This is a genomic window from Pseudarthrobacter enclensis, assembly GCF_001457025.1.
Classification (GTDB): Bacteria; Actinomycetota; Actinomycetes; order Actinomycetales; family Micrococcaceae; genus Arthrobacter; species Arthrobacter enclensis.
Window position 1 is genome coordinate 143117 of sequence record NZ_KQ758605.1, and the last position, 16889, is coordinate 160005.

Below are 16889 nucleotides of genomic sequence, written 5' to 3' on the forward strand. Positions count from 1 at the left end.
GTGGCCGGCTTCCTTGCCGCCTTCCGGAAGAACCGGACCAAGATCTGGGTGGCCCTGGTCACCCTGCTGCTGGTCTTCTACCTCGTGGTGTCCTTCCAGCGCTCCATCCTGCTCCTGACGGACAGCAACCTGACGGCCCGGGCCATCGGCGCCGCCTACCTGGTCCTGCCGGTCGTTGGTGCGTGGGCGCTGATCCGCGAGCTCATGTTCGGTGCCCGGACCGAACAGATGGCCAAGGTCCTGGAAGCCGAAGGCGGGCTGCCCGTGGATGAACTGCCGCGCACGCCCGGCGGCCGGATTGTCAGGGAAGCCGCAGATGCCGAGTTCGAAAAGTACAAGGCCGAAGCCGAGGCCGCTCCCGGGGACTGGCGGTCCTGGTTCCGGCTGAGCTGCGCCTATGACGCCGCCGGGGACCGCAAGCGGGCACGCGCCTCGATGCGCGAGGCCGGCCGGCTGTTCCGCGGCAAGGTCCCTGCCTGATCCGCAGGCTTAGCCCAGGCCCGGCAGCCGGAGCTGGCCGCGCCCCAGCCGGGTGGCGGCGTGGCCCAGCCACTCCAGCGGCCCCCGCCACTTGAGCAGCACAAACGCCGTCCCCACGATGATGGCTGTGGCCGCGTGCGCGAAGTACATGCCGTCCTCGGTCCAGCCCGCCGGCAGGGGCTTGAGGTAGAACCCGGACAGCACCCACACGTGCAGCGTGTACAGGGTCAGGGTCATTGCCCCAGGACCGCGCAGCGGCAGCAGCAGGTCCAGGTCGATCCATTCACCCAGCCGCTCCAGCAGCAGGCAGGCGCCGATGACGGCCGCTGCCACGCCCGAGGTGTGCAGCAGGTCCAGGGACGTTCCGGAGTGCGGGGCCGCGGACGCCAGCCACCACCACGAACCCTCCTGCCTGATGCCGGTCAGGTTCACCTGCAAGACACTGTCCAGGGGATACCCGGGTGCATTCAACACCGCCTCCAGTGCCGCGCGCCCGCCCCATGACTCCATCGCCGTCACGCCCAGCGCCTTGGCTGCGGCCGCCACCACCGTCCCGGCCAGCAGCAGCAGCACCGGCACGAGCGCCTTTCCCAGCGCCAGCCGGCCAATCACCAGGCCCACCAGCAGGTAGGACATCCACTGGAACACCGGGTAGTAGCCGGTGAGGAAGACGTCGGCCAGCAGGCGGCCCGGCGTGGCCAGGTCCTCCCAGCCCGGGTTGTGGCCCAGCTGCAGGGGCGGTTCCGCGGCCAGCAGCCACGGGCGCAGCAGGTAGGCCAGGACCGGTGACCCCAGGATCCATCCGGCCGCCCAGGCGCACAGCGGCTTCAGCCCCATTCCCAGGAACGGCAGGATGCACAGGAACAGGACAGCGTAATGCACCAGGATGACCGCCACATTGACCTCAAGGTTGCCCAGGCTGAGCCCGACGGCGGCAATCACCACGGCACGCAGGGCAACCCCGCGCCGGGCTGCTGCCAGGCTGCCGCCCTCCAGCGGTTTCTCCTTGCCGGTGGACAGGGCAAGTCCGACGCCGGCCAGGACGGCAAACAGCGCTGCCGCCCGTCCGGAGAACGCCAGTCCGATCCACGTGGGCGTCAGGTCGGCGTTGGATTCGAAGGTGGGCAGGAGATGGGTGGCCATCATGCCCAGCAGGGCGATCCCGCGCGCCGCGTCGATGCCGTAGAGCCGCCCCTGGGTCCGGCGGGCCGCCGTTGCGCGGGGCGCCCGGGCAGGGTTGCGGGAAGTCATGAACCGCATCGTCTCACATGCGGCCGGGCGGTCCGTTGTCACGGCTCCTGCCGCAGGTCAACGAAAGCAACGCGGCCGCGACCCTTGTTTTCGAATATATGTTCGAATATGCTGGACGGCATGCAAACCCCAACCCCAGGTATCCCCGCTGCGGGGCCGCGGCGACCCGAACCCGGTGCGGGCGTCCTGAAAGCCATGAGTCCGGGAGTGGTTGACTTCCTGTTCCGTCAGTTGGTGGCCGGCAGGCCGGCGGAGGACGTCCAATGGGAACGCGAAGGCGTCAGCCTCGCCGCCCAGCCGGAAGGTGCCGAACTGGCCCGCCGGCTCGCCGAGACGGACCTTGAGGCGCTGACCCCAGTGGAACTGTTCCACTACGTCCGCGCCGCGCAGAGGCTGGCGGACTGGGCCGAAGGGCTGCGCCAGGCGGCCGTGGCCAGGTATTGCGGCACCCCGTGACGGGCCGCGGCCATTATTTGACGTTCATCACGCCCCCGCCATTGTCCTAACCAGCGGGGGACAGGGTAACGTTTTTGCCATGGCTGACTCTTCCGCGCACATCCCTGCCCTCGGTACGCTCCTGACCGCCATGGTCACGCCGTTCACCAAGGACGGCGCCGTCGATTACGACCAGGCAGCAGCTTTGGCCAGCAAGCTCGTGGACGACGGCTGCGACGGACTGGTGGTCACCGGGACCACCGGTGAAACGTCCACCCTGACGGACGAAGAGAACCTGGGCATGTTCCGCGCGGTCAAGGACGCGGTGGGTGGCCGCGCTGCCATTATTGCCGGCACCGGAACCAACGACACCGCCCACTCGGTGCACCTTTCCCGGCAGGCTGCAGACCTCGGTGTCGACGGCCTCCTGCTGGTGACCCCCTACTACAACAAGCCGAGCCAGGCCGGGGTCCGGGCACACTTCGAAACCATCGCCTCGGCCGTGGACGTTCCCGTCATGCTTTACGACATCCCGGGACGCTCTTCCATTGCCATCGAGCCGGACACCATGATCCGCCTCGCACAGCACCCCAACATCGTGGCCGTCAAGGACGCCAAGGCCGACATGGTGGCGGCCTCCAGGGTCATGGCCGAAACCGACCTCCTGTTCTACTCGGGAGATGACGGACTGACGCTGCCCTGGATGGCCCTGGGCGCCGTCGGCCTGGTGGGCGTCACCACGCACGTGGCCACCCGCCGGTTCCGTGAACTCATCGACGCCGTCAACGCCAACGACCTCGGCACGGCGCGGAAGATCAACTTTGAACTCCAGCCGGTCGTCCGGGCCACCATGACCCGGGTCCAGGGCGCCGTGGCCGCCAAGCAGATTCTTAAATGGCAGGGAGTCCTGCCCAACTCGATTGTCCGTTTGCCCCTCGTGGAGCCGGACGAAGCCGAGATCGAAACCATCCGCGGGGATTTGGCGGAAGCGGGGCTGGTCTACTCCTGAGGACGACGACCGGCACCCTCCCGCCTGGAAAGTAGTGCAACATGACCCAAACCGCCCTCACCGGCCTTGTTACCCCTCCGCGCCTGCCCCAGGACACGCTGCGGATCGTCCCGCTTGGCGGGCTGGGGGAGATCGGCCGGAACATGACCGTGTTCGAAATCGGCGGCAAGCTGCTGATCGTGGACTGCGGTGTCCTCTTCCCGGAGGAAACCCAGCCGGGCGTCGACCTGATCCTGCCTGACTTCTCGTACATCGAGGACCGGCTGGACGACATCGTGGCCGTGGTCCTGACCCACGGCCACGAAGACCACATCGGTGCTGTCCCGTACCTGCTGCGGCTCCGCAACGACATCCCGCTGGTGGGATCCCAGCTGACCCTCGCCCTCATCGAGGCCAAGCTCCAGGAACACCGCATCCGCCCCTACACCCTCACGGTGGAAGAGGGCCAGGTGGAAAAGTTCGGGCCCTTCGAGTGCGAGTTCGTGGCCGTGAACCACTCCATCCCGGACGCCCTGGCCGTGTTCCTCCGCACCGCGGGCGGCACCGTCCTGCACACCGGCGACTTCAAGATGGACCAGCTGCCGCTGGATGGACGCATCACCGACCTGCGGCACTTCGCCAAGCTCGGCGAAGAAGGCGTGGACCTGTTCATGTCGGACTCCACCAACGCCGACGTGCCCGGCTTCACCACCGCCGAGAAGGAAATCGGCCCCACCCTGGAGCGGCTTTTCGGCCAGGCGACCAAGCGGATCATCGTGGCGTCCTTCTCCTCCCACGTACACCGCGTCCAGCAGGTGCTGGACGCCGCCGCCAAGCACAACCGCAAAGTGGCGTTCGTGGGCCGGTCGATGGTCCGCAACATGGCAATCGCGGAGAAGCTCGGATACCTCGATGTCCCGGCCGGACTGATCGTGGACATCAAGAACATCGACAACCTGCCGGACAACCGCGTCGTCCTGATGTCCACCGGCTCCCAGGGCGAACCCATGGCGGCGCTGTCCCGCATGGCCAACGGCGACCACCGGGTGGTGGTTGGCGACGGCGACACCGTCATCCTGGCCTCAAGCCTGATCCCCGGCAACGAAAACGCTGTGTTCCGGATCATCAACGGCCTGCTCAAGCTCGGCGCGGACGTCATCCACAAGGGCAACGCCAAGGTCCACGTCTCGGGCCACGCGGCATCCGGTGAGCTGCTGTACTGCTACAACATCCTCGAACCGCTCAACGCCATGCCGGTGCACGGCGAAACCCGCCACCTGCTGGCCAACGGCAAGATCGCCATCGAATCGGGTGTCCCGGAAGCCAGCGTCATCCTGGCGGACAACGGCACGGTGATCGACCTGCACAACCACCGTGCCGACGTCGTGGGCCAGGTTGAGGTCGGGTTCGTTTATGTTGACGGCTCAAGCGTGGGCGAAATCACGGACGCCGACCTCAAGGACCGGCGCATCCTGGGAGACGAAGGCTTCATCTCCATCATCACCGTCATCCACCGCGCCACCGGCAAGGTGGTTTCCGGGCCGGAAATCCATGCCCGGGGCGTTGCCGAGGACGACTCCGTGTTCGACGACATCATCCCCAAGATCAACGCAGCCCTCGAGGAAGCCGTGCTCAGCAACGCTGACCACACCACCCACCAGCTCCAGCAGGTGGTCCGCCGCGTGGTGGGCACCTGGGTCAACCGCAAGCTGCGCCGCCGCCCCATGATCATTCCCGTGGTCCTGGAGGCCTAAGCAGTACTGCCGGTGCGGCCGCACGCAGGTCCACCGGAAATCCACGGCGCCAAAGGGCCCGGTCCACCTGGACCGGGCCCGTTCCGTACCAGGCACCGTACCGGCCCGGCGGCGGACGGCGCCGATATCCCCGGAATCAGGGCGCATTTCCGGTAGCGTGAAAGCATGGCCACACGTACTACTTCCGCGCCCAAAGGTACCGGCAGGGCCGGTTCCGGCAGCTCCACCGGCCGCGGAACCGGCTCATCGGCAGGCAAGACGGGCCGGGGAGGATCATCCAGCACCGCACGCACCCGACAGCTTCCCGCCGTCGAACACCACCAGCCCTGGCTGGCCCGCGTGGTGGGCGGGGCCTGGCTGGGACTGGGGCACATGGTGGGCGGGGGAGTCCGCCGCATCGGCTACGACGTCAGCGACATCCCCGCCGAGGAACGGCGCGACGGGGCGGCACTGTTCAACCTCGCGCTTGGCGTCTTCATCGCCACCTTCGCCTGGTGGGGCCTGACCGGATGGTTCCCCGACGCCGTCTATGCAGTGGTGAACGGCACGTTCGGCTGGATTTCCCTGCTCCTGCCTCTCATGCTCTTTGTCTGCGCCTTCCGGCTGTTCCGTGTGCCCTCCGACGGCCGGGGCAACAACCGCGTGGGCATCGGCTTCCTGGTCATGACGTTCGCCGGCTGCGGGCTGGCCCACATCCTCGGCGGCCAGCCCACCGTGGCTGACGGCTTCGACGGCCTCCGCCAGGCCGGCGGCATGTTGGGCTTCCTGGTGGCCACCCCGCTGGCCGCCATCCACCCCGCGGTCCCCGTGGTCCTCTACAGCCTGCTGGCCTTTGTTTCCCTCCTGATCATCACCGCCACACCGTTCACCGCCATCCCGCGGCGCCTGCGCGGCGCCTACGAACACCTCATGGGCATCGACCTCATGGACCAGGAGCCCGGCGACACGCACGACCGCAGCTACCTGGACCGCACCCCGCCCGCCGCGCCCAAAAAGAAGAAGCGGCGCAGGTTCGGCAAGGACGGTGACGCCGAGGAAGGCCTGGACGGCTACGTCGGCGACGAAGCCTTCGAGCATGCCGTCATTGACGACGACCCCGAACCCGTCCGCCCGGCGCCCGGCGTCCGGCGCCCCACCCAGGCCGAAATCGCCGTCGAAAAGATCAAGGCGGCGCAAGGGCTTGGCGCGGCCGCCGCAGCACCGGCGGACAACGCCACGGAGGCCATCCCCATGGTCACGCCCGGGATGGCAGCCGCCGGCGCCCGCCCCGGCCACGCACCGGGCGCCCCCAACGCGGCTGCCAGCAGTGCGGCAGCCGCCACTGTGCCGTCCAACCCTGTCGCTCCGGCCCCGCCGCCCGTGCCCATTCCGCAGCGCACCGAGCAGCTCTCGCTGGCCGGCGATGTGACCTACACCCTGCCGGCGTCGGACTTCCTGACCCCCGGCTCCATCCCCAAGGAGCGCACGGAAGCCAACGACGCCGTGGTGGCGGCCCTGACCGATACCCTGCAGCAGTTCAACGTCGATGCCACCGTCACCGGGTTCAGCCGCGGCCCCACGGTCACCCGGTACGAGATCGAACTTGCCCCGGGCACCAAGGTGGAACGCGTCACCGCGCTGTCCAAGAACATCTCCTACGCCGTCGCCTCCAGCGATGTCCGGATCCTCAGCCCCATTCCGGGCAAATCCGCCATCGGCATCGAGATCCCCAACACGGACCGCGAAACCGTCTCCCTGGGCGACGTGCTGCGCAGCCAGAACGCGCGCCGCACGGACCACCCCATGGTCATGGGCGTGGGCAAGGACGTCGAGGGCGGCTACGTGGTGGCCAACCTCGCGAAGATGCCGCACCTGCTGGTGGCCGGCGCTACCGGTGCCGGTAAGTCATCGTTTGTGAACTCGATGATCACCTCCATCCTGATGCGCTCCACCCCCGACGAGGTGCGCATGGTCATGGTGGACCCCAAGCGGGTGGAACTGACCGCCTACGAGGGCGTGCCGCACCTCATCACCCCCATCATCACCAATCCCAAGAAAGCCGCCGAGGCCCTGCAGTGGGTGGTCCGCGAAATGGACGCCCGCTACGACGACCTCGCCAACTACGGCTTCAAGCACATCGACGACTTCAACAAGGCCGTCCGCGCCGGGAAGGTGCAGCCCCCGCCCGACTCCAAGCGCGTGATCCGGCCCTACCCGTACCTGCTGGTGATCGTTGACGAACTCGCGGACCTCATGATGGTGGCGCCACGCGACGTCGAGGACTCGATCGTCCGTATCACCCAGCTGGCCCGTGCCGCAGGCATCCACCTGGTGCTGGCCACCCAGCGGCCCTCCGTGGACGTGGTCACCGGCCTGATCAAGGCCAACGTGCCCTCCCGCATGGCCTTTGCCACGTCCTCGGTCACGGACTCCCGCGTGGTCCTGGACCAGCCTGGCGCCGAAAAACTGATCGGCCAGGGCGACGCCCTGTTCCTGCCCATGGGCGCCTCCAAGGCCATGCGCGTCCAGGGCGCCTGGGTCTCCGAATCCGAGATCCACAAGGTGGTTGAGCACGTCAAGGGCCAGCTGCAGGCGGTTTACCGGGACGATGTTGCGCCCGAAGCGGAAAAGAAGCAGATCGACGACGACATCGGGGACGACCTCGAGGTGCTGCTGCAGGCCACCGAACTGGTGGTCACCACCCAGTTCGGGTCCACCTCCATGCTGCAGCGCAAGCTCCGCGTCGGTTTCGCGAAGGCAGGGCGCCTCATGGACCTGCTGGAATCCAGGGGAGTGGTAGGCCCGTCCGAAGGCTCCAAGGCCCGCGACGTGCTGGTCAAGCCGGACGACCTCGCCGCTGTGCTGGCCGCCATGAAGGGCCAGGAAGCCCCCGCCGCGCCGGATTCACAAACCGCCGCGCTGAGCGACAACGCCAACGCCAACGTGGCCAAGGGCGGTTATGCCGAGGACCTCGTGGCAGCGGACCTGGACGCCCGGAAGCAGAACGTGGAATATTACGACGGCTCCGATTCCGCGCCCGGCGGCTACGGAGACGACGATGACGGGTCCGAGGACGCCTGGTCCCTGACGGGACGCTAGGCGGGGGACTGTAGCCTAGAAACGTGACTAGCACCGATGCAACCGCCGCCGGCCAGGGCCGAGCCGGGGTCTGGAACCTTCCCAACATCCTGACCATGATCCGCATCGTCCTGGTGCCGTTTTTCGTGTGGTTCCTGGTGGCCGACGCCCCGGGGCTGAGGAGTGAATCGGGGCCGTGGCGCTGGGCTGCCGTGCTGGCCTTCGCCGTCGCCATCTATACGGACAAGCTCGACGGCGACATTGCCAGGAGCCGCAACCTTGTCACCGACTTTGGCAAGATTGCCGATCCCATCGCCGACAAGCTCCTCACCGGCTCCGCCCTGGTGATGCTCTCGCTCCTTGGCGAACTCCCCTGGTGGATGACGCTGGTGATCCTGGTCCGGGAATGGGGGATCACTGCGCTCCGGTTCTTCGTGATCCGCTACGGCGTCATCCCGGCCTCCCGCGGCGGCAAGCTCAAGACCGTGGTCCAGACGGCTGCCATCTTCCTCTACCTGCTGCCCCTGGGAGCGTTGGCGCCGTGGCTTGGCTGGATGGCATTTGCCGTCATGCTCGCGGCCGTCATCATCACCGTGTGGACCGGGGTGGAATACGTCGTTGAGGCCCTACGGCTGCGCGCCAAAGGCAAGCGCCACGAACCGGACAGCCTCGGGGAGGATCAGCCGTGACCAACCTTCACGCACTCGCTTCCGAGGCAGTCCGCCGGGCCATTGCATCCGGACAAACCGTAGCCACCGCGGAGTCGCTGACCGCAGGAATGGTGTCCGCCGTGCTGGCGGACACGCCCGGCGCGTCAGGCATGCTGCAGGGCGGCGTCGTGGCCTACCAGAACACCGTCAAACAGGCGGTGCTGCACGTCTCCGGCGAACTGCTGGCCCGTGCCGGGTCCGTGGACGCCGAGGTTGCCGCGGCCATGGCGGCCGGCGCCCGCGAGGCACTCGGCGCCGACATCGGGGTGGCCACCACCGGCGTGGCCGGTCCGGACGCCCACGACGGCAAGCCGGTCGGCACCGTCTACATCGGCATCGCCACCGCTGCGGGCTCCGGCGCCCACGGCTACTCGTTCCAGGGCAGCCGCGCCGACATCCGGGGGCAGGCCTGCGGCGCCGCCCTGGAACGCCTACTGCAGGTGCTCCCGGGCTGATCCGGGAATGCGCCAGGTTACCGGGCGTAAAGTTGCCGGGAACAAAAGCCGGTACCGATTAGTTATTACATTGTGTCGCTTCCGGAGAGCGGAGGCGCCTAGGATGAAACCACCACGAGGGTTCGCTCCGCAGCGGACCTGACACATGAGGGAGCAAGGCGATACAGATGGTAAAGCAGCCCGTATCCGTAAACGGCGTTGTCCGCTGGAAGGATGTGGGCCTCGCCGATCAGGCAAAGAGCGAACAGAAGGAGCGCAAGATGGTTGTACTTCGTCACGAAATCGGTGATGTCCTGCGCGATGTCCGCCAGCGTCAGGGGCGCACGCTCCGCGAAGTTTCGCACAGTGCCCGGGTTTCCCTCGGTTACCTCAGCGAAGTTGAACGCGGCCAGAAGGAAGCGTCGTCCGAACTGCTGTCATCCATCTGCTCGGCGCTGGACGTGCCGTTGTCAAGCATGCTCCGCGAGGTCAGCGACCGGGTGGCAGTCGCTGAAGGCGTAGCGGTTCCGGACACCGTCCCGCAGGAATTCTCCCAGCGCTACGGCCGGGATCTCGAAAGCGACCTGGAACTGAACGACGAACTTTCCACCGGCCTTCTCTCCGGCGCCCGCTAAGGGCAGCCCGTCCGCGGACGGGAAGGGAACGCACGAAGCCCCCGGCCACCGGCCGGGGGCTTCGTCCGTCTGCGGGCCGTCGGCCGGGCAGCCCCGCCGGCCCCGGTGGTCAGTCGCGCAGGTCCTCCGCCGGTCCGTCCTGGGGAAAGCCGTCCCGTTCGTACGTGGCATTCAACTTGGCCATGTAGCGGGCCAGTTCCTGGAGGTCGCCCAGCGGCCATTCGCCCAGCCGTTCCCGGAAGACCTGCCGCCGGGCGTCCTGCACCTGGTGCATCTTTTCCTCGCCTTTGGGCGTCAGCCGGATGGCCTGAGCCCGGCCGTCCAGGGGATCGGCTTCCTTTGACACCAGGCCCAGGCCCTCAAGGAAAGCGATCTGCCTGCTGACTGACGGCTTGCCCACCCCGATGACCATGGCCAGATCGGTGAGACGGATGGTGCCCTCACGGCGGATGATGGTCAGCAGGCCGTAGGCCGCCGGTTCCATGTCCGGGTGGACTTCACGCGACAACTGGTTGGAGATGGCCCGCGCCCGGCGCCAAAAAAGGCTGATCTGGTGCTCGACGTTCTCCAGCGCAGCATCGACGTTGTCATGGTCCGGGGCGCTGTCCGGCAGGGCGTCGGGGGAGTTGCTCATGGCAACAATTCTAGGTGCCGCCGCATGAGAGAATTTTCCGATGCGACTGAGCGACTACTGGCGGCTGATGGACGATGAGTTCGGTGCGGGCTACTCCCGTGTCCTGAGCAGCACCCTGGTCCTGGCCGGAGTGGGCGGCAGGACCGCGGACCAGGCTTTGGCCGCCGGGGTGGAACCGCGCAAGGTTTGGCTGGCCGTCTGTGATGTCCAGGACGTCCCCGCCGAGCGGCGGCTTGGCAGGGACATCAAGCCCCGCCGCGACTGATCCGGCTCCATGCATTGTGCTGACACGCCGCGGCGCTGTTCGAATACCTGTTCGGATATGACTATGATTTTTACATGGGGTTATCCACATAGCCGCTACTGTCCGGCCGGAATGTCAGTGGGTCCCCTTAGCGTCAGAAATGACCAATAAACGGCCGCGAAGGCCACCATCGAGAAAGCATTAGAGGTGTCAACCATGGCGGCAGCCCCGGATCGTGCAAAAGCGCTGGAAGCAGCACTGGCCCAGATTGACAAGCAGTTCGGCAAGGGCTCGGTCATGCGCCTGGGTGACGAAGTCCGCGCCCCGATCGAGGTCATCCCCACGGGCTCCATCGCCCTGGACGTCGCCCTCGGAATTGGCGGCCTGCCGCGCGGCCGCGTCATCGAGATCTACGGACCGGAATCCTCCGGTAAAACCACCGTTGCCCTGCACGCCGTGGCCAACGCGCAGCGCGCCGGCGGCATTGCGGCGTTCATCGATGCCGAGCACGCCCTGGACCCGGACTACGCGGCCAAGCTTGGCGTGGACACGGACGCCCTCCTGGTTTCGCAGCCGGACACCGGTGAACAGGCCCTGGAAATCATGGACATGCTGGTGGGCTCAGGCTCCCTGGACATCATCGTCATCGACTCCGTCGCCGCCCTGGTGCCCCGCGCCGAAATCGAGGGCGACATGGGCGACAGCCACGTCGGCCTCCAGGCCCGCCTCATGAGCCAGGCGCTGCGTAAGATCACCGGCCGCCTGAGCCAGACCAAGACCACCGCCATCTTCATCAACCAGCTCCGCGAAAAGATCGGCGTCTTCTTCGGCTCCCCGGAAACCACCACCGGTGGTAAAGCGCTGAAGTTCTACGCGTCGGTGCGCATCGACGTCCGCCGCATCCAGACCCTCAAGGAAGGTGCCGATTCCGTCGGCAACCGGACCAAGGCGAAGATCGTCAAGAACAAGATGGCGCCGCCCTTCAAGGTCGCCGAATTCGACATCATCTACGGCCAGGGCATTTCCCGCGAAGGCGGCATCATCGACATGGGCGTGGAGCACGGCATCATCAAGAAGTCCGGCTCCTGGTTCACCTACGACGGCGACCAGCTGGGCCAGGGCATGGAGAACTCCCGCAGGTTCCTGCGTGACAATCCTGAGCTCGCCGCCGAACTTGAGCGCCTCATCAAGGAAAAGCTGGGCGTGGGTGTCAAAGCCGGCGACGCCGAGTCCAAAGAGGACTCCCCGAAGCTGAAGGCTGTTGACGGGTTCTAACGGTTGACTGGCTTTGAAGACCGCCGGGGCGGGTCCTCGCAGGCCCGCCGCCGGCGGAATGGCAGCGGAGCTGCCCGGCAGGAGAACGGTCCGTCCTCCGACTCACCCGTCCAGGGGGACCGCGAACCGGACCCCGTGACGGTGGCACAGACGATTGTCTACCGGCAACTGACAGCTTCGGCCAAGAGCAGGCTGCAACTGGCCCGCAAACTGGCGGAACGGAACGTCCCCGAGGACGTGGCCGAAGCGGTGCTCGACAAATTCGAAGCCGCCCGGCTCATCGATGACGCCGAGTTCGCCGCCATGTGGGTCCGCAGCAGGGCCCAATCCCGCAAACTGGCCCGGGGCGCCTTGCGCCGCGAACTGGCGGACAAGGGCATTGACCAGGAAACGGCCGCCGCGGCGCTGGAACAACTCTCCGACGCGGACGAGGACGCCGCCGCCCGTACCCTCGTCGAACGAAAGCTGCGCCCCGGCATGGACCTGCAGGACCGGGCGGAACGGGATAAAACTGCCAGGCGCCTCGCATCGATGCTGGCCCGCAAGGGCTACCAGCCGGGGCAGGCTTTCCGGATCGTCGGGGAAGTGCTGGACGCGAGGGCCGGCCGGCAGGACGACGACTGAACGCGGCAGCCCGCGAGCCGGAAGGCCGGCGGGACCCGGCACGGCGCGCGCCGGATACACCCGGTACCCTTAACGGGTGAGTTTGACCATTCCTCCTTCATTGTCCGGCGCCCCCACCGAAGAACCGGTGGCCGGCCTGCCCAGCGAACCGAAGCCCCGCACCTACCAGGTGCGAACCTTCGGCTGCCAGATGAACGTGCACGACTCCGAACGGATGGCCGGCATGCTCGAGGACGCCGGCTATGTTCCCGCGGAGGGCGACCAGGCGGACATCGTGGTGTTCAACACCTGCGCCGTACGCGAAAACGCAGACAACAAGCTCTACGGAAACCTCGGCATCCTGGCGCCCGTCAAGGCCGCCAACCCGGGGATGCAGATCGCGGTGGGCGGGTGTCTCGCACAGAAGGACCGCGAGACCATCCTCAAGAAGGCTCCGTGGGTGGATGCCGTCTTCGGCACCCACAACGTCGGCGCCCTTCCGGCGCTGCTGGACCGGGCCCGGCACAACAACGAAGCCCAGCTGGAAATCCTCGAATCCCTCGACGTCTTTCCCTCCACACTGCCCACCAAACGCGATTCCGTCTACGCGGGCTGGGTGTCGATCTCCGTGGGCTGCAACAATACCTGCACGTTTTGCATCGTGCCCGCCCTGCGAGGCAAAGAGAAGGACCGGCGGCCGGGCGACATCCTCGCCGAGATCCAGGCGCTGGTGGACGACGGCGCCATTGAGGTAACCCTCCTGGGCCAGAACGTGAACTCCTACGGCGTGGAATTCGGCGACCGCCAGGCATTTTCGAAGCTGCTGCGTGCCTGCGGCGACATCGAAGGCCTCGAACGGGTCCGCTTCACCAGCCCACACCCCGCAGCCTTCACCGATGACGTCATCGATGCCATGGCGGAAACCCCCAACGTCATGCCGCAGCTGCACATGCCGCTGCAGTCCGGGTCGGACAGCATCCTCCGCGCCATGAAACGCTCCTACCGGTCCGCGAAGTTCCTGGGCATCCTGGACAAGGTGCGGGACAGGATCCCGCACGCTGCCATCTCCACGGACATCATCGTCGGATTCCCGGGCGAAACCGAGGAAGATTTCCAGGCCACCCTCGACGTCGTGGAGAAGTCACGCTTCGCCACCGCGTTCACCTTCCAGTACTCCAAGCGGCCCGGAACACCGGCCGCCGACCTCCCGGACCAACTGCCCAAGGCGGTGGTCCAGGAACGCTTCGAGCGCCTGACCGCGCTGCAGGACAGGATCGCCGCGGAGGAAAACCGGAAGCAGCTCGGCCGCCGCGTCGAAGTCATGGTCACCGCCCAGTCCGGCCGGAAAGCCGAAGAAACCCACCGCCTGTCCGGGCGTTCACGCGACCAGCGCCTGGTCCATTTCTCGGTTCCCGGCGGCGCAGAGGAACCCCGCCCGGGGGACCTCGTCACCGTGACCATCACCGAGGCAGGAGCGTTCCACCTGATCGCCGATCCCGCGCCTGACGAGTACAGCCTCCGCCGGTCCCGTGCGGGGGACGCGTGGGACCGCTCGCAGGCCGACTCCTGCGGTGTGCCCGCTCCCGGCACAAACGGCCGGAAGGGCGTATCCCTCGGGATGCCGTCGCTGCCCGTCCGCGCCTCCTGACCCGTGGGCACCCCGCCCGTCGTCGCCGTCGTCGGTCCCACCGGATCCGGAAAATCAGACCTCGCCGTCTCCCTGGCCCTGGAACTGGGCGGTGAGGTGGTCAATGCCGACGCCATGCAGTTCTACCGCGGCATGGACATCGGCACGGCGAAAATCACCCACGCCGAGCGCAAGGGCGTCCCGCACCACCTGCTGGACATTCTTGACGTGACCCAGGAGGCCAGCGTCTCCGACTTCCAGCACCAGGCCCGTCAGGTCATCGCGGACATCCACGCCCGCGGGAAGCGGGCCATCCTGGTGGGCGGATCCGGGCTGTATGTCCGGGCAGCACTGGACGTCCTGGAATTCCCCGGCACGGACCCAACGGTGCGCCGCACCCTGGAGGCGGAACTCGCTGCGCATGGCCGGGCGGCCATGCTGGCACGGCTGCGGGACGTCGACCCCGCATCTGCCGAACGCTTATCAGACGACCGGCGTATCATCCGGGCCCTCGAGGTCCACCAGCTGACCGGCAGGCCCTTCAGCTCCTTCATGCCCCGGCGCGAGTATTACCAGCCAGCCGTCCAGATTGGCCTGGCGGTGGAACGCGCTGCCCTGCATGAGCGCCTCGCCGCCCGGGTCCACGCCATGGTGGACGCGGGGCTGCTCGAGGAAGTCCGCCGCCTGGACGCAGCAGGCCTGCGGGCGGGAAAGACCGCCTGCCGGGCCCTCGGCTATGCCCAGTTCCTCCAGGTCATCGACGGATCCGCCACCGTTGCCGAGGCCGCAGAGGCCACGATCGTGGCCACCCGGCAGTTTGCCCGCCGCCAGCTCACCTGGTTCCGCGCAGACCCCCGGATCACCTGGCTGGACTGGCAGGACCCCGGCCTGGCCGGCCGCGCCGCCGCCCTCTGCCGCTGACGCAGCCCGTGGCGGTCAAAGGGTCCCGGCTTTCCCGATTCACCGGTTTCCCGGGTCCACAGCGCGGCCGGTAGGCTTGAAGGCATGGACGCAACCCTCACCGAGACCACCGGATCCGCCTTCCAGACGCTGGCCGGGCTGCGCTTCTCGAAAGGGCACGGCACCGGCAACGACTTTGTCCTCGTGGCCGATCCCGAGGGCGCGCACAGCATTGACGCCCAGCAGGTGGCAGCCCTGTGCAACCGGCACCGCGGCATCGGCGGGGACGGCCTGATCCGCGCCGTACCGTCCCGGTTCCTGCCCGAAGGCCGTGACATCCTGGCCGCAAATCCGGCAGCCGAGTGGTTCATGGACTACCGCAACGGTGACGGTTCGCTGTCCGAAATGTGCGGCAACGGCGTCCGTGTGTTCGTCCACTTCCTGCGCACCGAAGGGCTGATCGACCTTCCCGTGGGCGGCGCACTCGCCATCGGCACCCGGGGCGGCCTGAAAACGGTGGTCCGCACGGCCGACGGCTACGCCGTGGACATGGGTCCCTGGGAATTCATCTTCCCGGGTGAAGCCACCGCGAAGGCGATGGATTCCCTGGTCACCGCCGAAGGGCTGGAAGTGCCGCGCCCGGCCTTGTCCGTCAGCATGGGCAACCCCCACACGGTGGTAGCCCTGGCTGAACTGGCCGAACTCGAGGCGACGCGCCTCTACACGGCCCCCGCCGTGGAGCCGGTCCCCGCCAACGGCACCAACGTCGAGTTCGTGGTGCCGTCAGAGCCGCTGGTGCACGACGGCGTCGGGTCGGTCACCATGCGGGTCCACGAGCGCGGTGTGGGGGAGACCCAGTCCTGCGGCACCGGGGCGTGCGCTGCCGCCGTCGCCACCCGCCACTGGGCCGGCGCCGGCGCACCAGACGCGTGGCGCGTAACCGTGCCGGGCGGTGTGGTCGGCGTGAAGTTCTTTGCCGGTCCGGGCGGCCACGAGCACGTGGAGCTCAGCGGTCCGGCGGTTATTGTGGCGTCAGGGACGCTTTCCTGACCTTCAGGATGCGGAACGACTTCGACGTCGACTCGCGGGTCACCGTGAACGATCCGTCCAGTTCCGCGGCAAGCCAGCGCTGCAGCGAGTCCGAACCCAGGTTCTTCTGCACCACCAGGTAAGCCGTACCTCCCGGGGCAAGGCGGGGCAGCCACAGCTTGAGCAGCGAATGCAGCTCGTCCTTGCCGATCCTGATGGGCGGGTTGGACCAGATGGTGTCAAAACGGACCTCGGGATCCACTGCCTCGGGGGTGCTGGCCGAGACGTTGGACAGCCCAAGCGCCGCCGCGTTTTCACCGGTCAGCGCGATGCAACGTTCGTTGACGTCCACCGCGTAGACGTGGGCGTGCGGTGCCTTCAGCGCCATGGTCAACGCAATGGGACCCCAGCCACAGCCAATGTCGAGAAGGTTTCCCGTGGGAGAGGGTGCCGGCACCTCGGCAAGCAGCACTGCGGTTCCCTTATCGATGCCGTCCGGGCTGAAGATCCCCGATGAAGTCTGCAGCCGGCGCGTTTCCCCCGCGAGTTCCACCGTCAGCGGCTTGCGGGTAAAGGGACCGGCGGGCGTAGCGCTGAAATAGTGTGCGGACTCCATAACTGGCCAGAGTAGTTCCCCTTGCAGCGTAATGGAAAACCGCGCCATACCGCCTCTGTTAGTCTTGGAGGCATGTTCCTGATCTTCGAGTAGCCGGCCCGGGCCCAGCCCGACCCGCACCCACGTCCCGCGGTGACCATTCCCGCACAGCGCCATTGCCCACAGCGACGCAGGCCTCCCGCCTTCCGCTTGTGCACCGGACCAAGCCGAACCGCTT

General features: G+C 67.4%; 17 protein-coding genes. 14 read left to right on the forward strand and 3 right to left on the reverse strand.

What is annotated here, in order from left to right:
* Positions 1 to 480, forward strand: a complete 480-nt coding sequence (locus AS031_RS16080) for a hypothetical protein (protein ID WP_058269169.1) — start codon at positions 1 to 3, stop codon at positions 478 to 480.
* 9 nt (positions 481 to 489) lie between these two features.
* Here AS031_RS16080 and AS031_RS16085 read toward each other — a convergent pair whose 3' ends face one another.
* On the reverse strand, positions 490 to 1731 hold the full coding sequence (locus AS031_RS16085) for a heparan-alpha-glucosaminide N-acetyltransferase domain-containing protein (protein ID WP_058269221.1): 1242 nt from the start codon (positions 1729 to 1731) through the stop codon (positions 490 to 492).
* 120 nt (positions 1732 to 1851) lie between these two features.
* On the opposite strand from AS031_RS16085, the gene AS031_RS16090 reads away from it, so the two are divergent.
* From AS031_RS16090 to AS031_RS16120, 7 genes are all read left to right on the forward strand, one after another.
* Positions 1852 to 2187: a hypothetical protein gene (locus AS031_RS16090; protein WP_058269222.1), complete on the forward strand. Its 336-nt coding sequence runs from the start codon at positions 1852 to 1854 to the stop codon at positions 2185 to 2187.
* Between the two features lie 79 nt (positions 2188 to 2266).
* Positions 2267 to 3175: a 4-hydroxy-tetrahydrodipicolinate synthase gene (dapA, locus tag AS031_RS16095; RefSeq protein ID WP_058269170.1), complete on the forward strand. Its 909-nt coding sequence runs from the start codon at positions 2267 to 2269 to the stop codon at positions 3173 to 3175.
* A 41-nt stretch (positions 3176 to 3216) separates the two neighbouring features.
* Entirely contained in the window at positions 3217 to 4908 is a 1692-nt protein-coding gene (locus AS031_RS16100) for a ribonuclease J (RefSeq protein ID WP_058269171.1), read from the forward strand.
* A 165-nt stretch (positions 4909 to 5073) separates the two neighbouring features.
* On the forward strand, positions 5074 to 7986 hold the full coding sequence (locus tag AS031_RS16105; RefSeq protein ID WP_058269172.1) for an FtsK/SpoIIIE family DNA translocase: 2913 nt from the start codon (positions 5074 to 5076) through the stop codon (positions 7984 to 7986).
* Between the two features lie 23 nt (positions 7987 to 8009).
* On the forward strand, positions 8010 to 8654 hold the full coding sequence (gene pgsA / locus AS031_RS16110) for a CDP-diacylglycerol--glycerol-3-phosphate 3-phosphatidyltransferase (RefSeq protein WP_058269173.1): 645 nt from the start codon (positions 8010 to 8012) through the stop codon (positions 8652 to 8654).
* Positions 8651 to 9130, forward strand: a complete 480-nt coding sequence (locus tag AS031_RS16115) for a CinA family protein (RefSeq protein ID WP_058269174.1) — start codon at positions 8651 to 8653, stop codon at positions 9128 to 9130. Before pgsA ends, AS031_RS16115 begins: the two co-directional genes overlap by 4 nt.
* A 167-nt stretch (positions 9131 to 9297) precedes the next feature.
* Positions 9298 to 9744, forward strand: coding sequence for a helix-turn-helix domain-containing protein (locus AS031_RS16120; protein WP_058269175.1), 447 nt, complete (start codon positions 9298 to 9300; stop codon positions 9742 to 9744).
* Positions 9745 to 9853: 109 nt separating this feature from the next.
* Here the strand turns inward: AS031_RS16120 and AS031_RS16125 are convergent, their stop codons facing one another.
* Positions 9854 to 10378 (reverse strand): MarR family winged helix-turn-helix transcriptional regulator, encoded by a 525-nt coding sequence (locus AS031_RS16125; protein WP_058269176.1) that lies wholly within the window; start codon positions 10376 to 10378, stop codon positions 9854 to 9856.
* 40 nt (positions 10379 to 10418) lie between these two features.
* On the opposite strand from AS031_RS16125, the gene AS031_RS16130 reads away from it, so the two are divergent.
* The 6 genes from AS031_RS16130 (at position 10419) to dapF (ending at position 16077) form a co-directional block, all read left to right on the forward strand.
* On the forward strand, positions 10419 to 10643 hold the full coding sequence (locus tag AS031_RS16130; RefSeq protein ID WP_058269177.1) for a DUF3046 domain-containing protein: 225 nt from the start codon (positions 10419 to 10421) through the stop codon (positions 10641 to 10643).
* Between the two features lie 195 nt (positions 10644 to 10838).
* Positions 10839 to 11897, forward strand: coding sequence for a recombinase RecA (gene recA / locus AS031_RS16135; protein ID WP_058269223.1), 1059 nt, complete (start codon positions 10839 to 10841; stop codon positions 11895 to 11897).
* A gap of 135 nt (positions 11898 to 12032) precedes the next feature.
* Positions 12033 to 12521: a regulatory protein RecX gene (locus tag AS031_RS16140; RefSeq protein WP_141688854.1), complete on the forward strand. Its 489-nt coding sequence runs from the start codon at positions 12033 to 12035 to the stop codon at positions 12519 to 12521.
* Between the two features lie 76 nt (positions 12522 to 12597).
* The gene (gene miaB, locus AS031_RS16145) at positions 12598 to 14148 is read left to right on the forward strand and encodes a tRNA (N6-isopentenyl adenosine(37)-C2)-methylthiotransferase MiaB (RefSeq protein WP_228379657.1); all 1551 of its coding nucleotides are present in this window, start codon (positions 12598 to 12600) and stop codon (positions 14146 to 14148) included.
* Positions 14149 to 14151: 3 nt separating this feature from the next.
* Entirely contained in the window at positions 14152 to 15048 is an 897-nt protein-coding gene (gene miaA, locus AS031_RS16150) for a tRNA (adenosine(37)-N6)-dimethylallyltransferase MiaA (RefSeq protein ID WP_058269178.1), read from the forward strand.
* 84 nt (positions 15049 to 15132) lie between these two features.
* Complete coding sequence (gene dapF / locus AS031_RS16155) at positions 15133 to 16077, forward strand: diaminopimelate epimerase (RefSeq protein ID WP_058269179.1); 945 nt, start codon at positions 15133 to 15135, stop codon at positions 16075 to 16077.
* On the opposite strand, the gene AS031_RS16160 is transcribed toward dapF, so the two are convergent.
* Positions 16049 to 16672, reverse strand: a complete 624-nt coding sequence (locus AS031_RS16160; protein WP_058269180.1) for a class I SAM-dependent methyltransferase — start codon at positions 16670 to 16672, stop codon at positions 16049 to 16051. The genes dapF and AS031_RS16160 overlap by 29 nt on opposite strands.
* Positions 16673 to 16889: the final 217 nt, after the last annotated feature.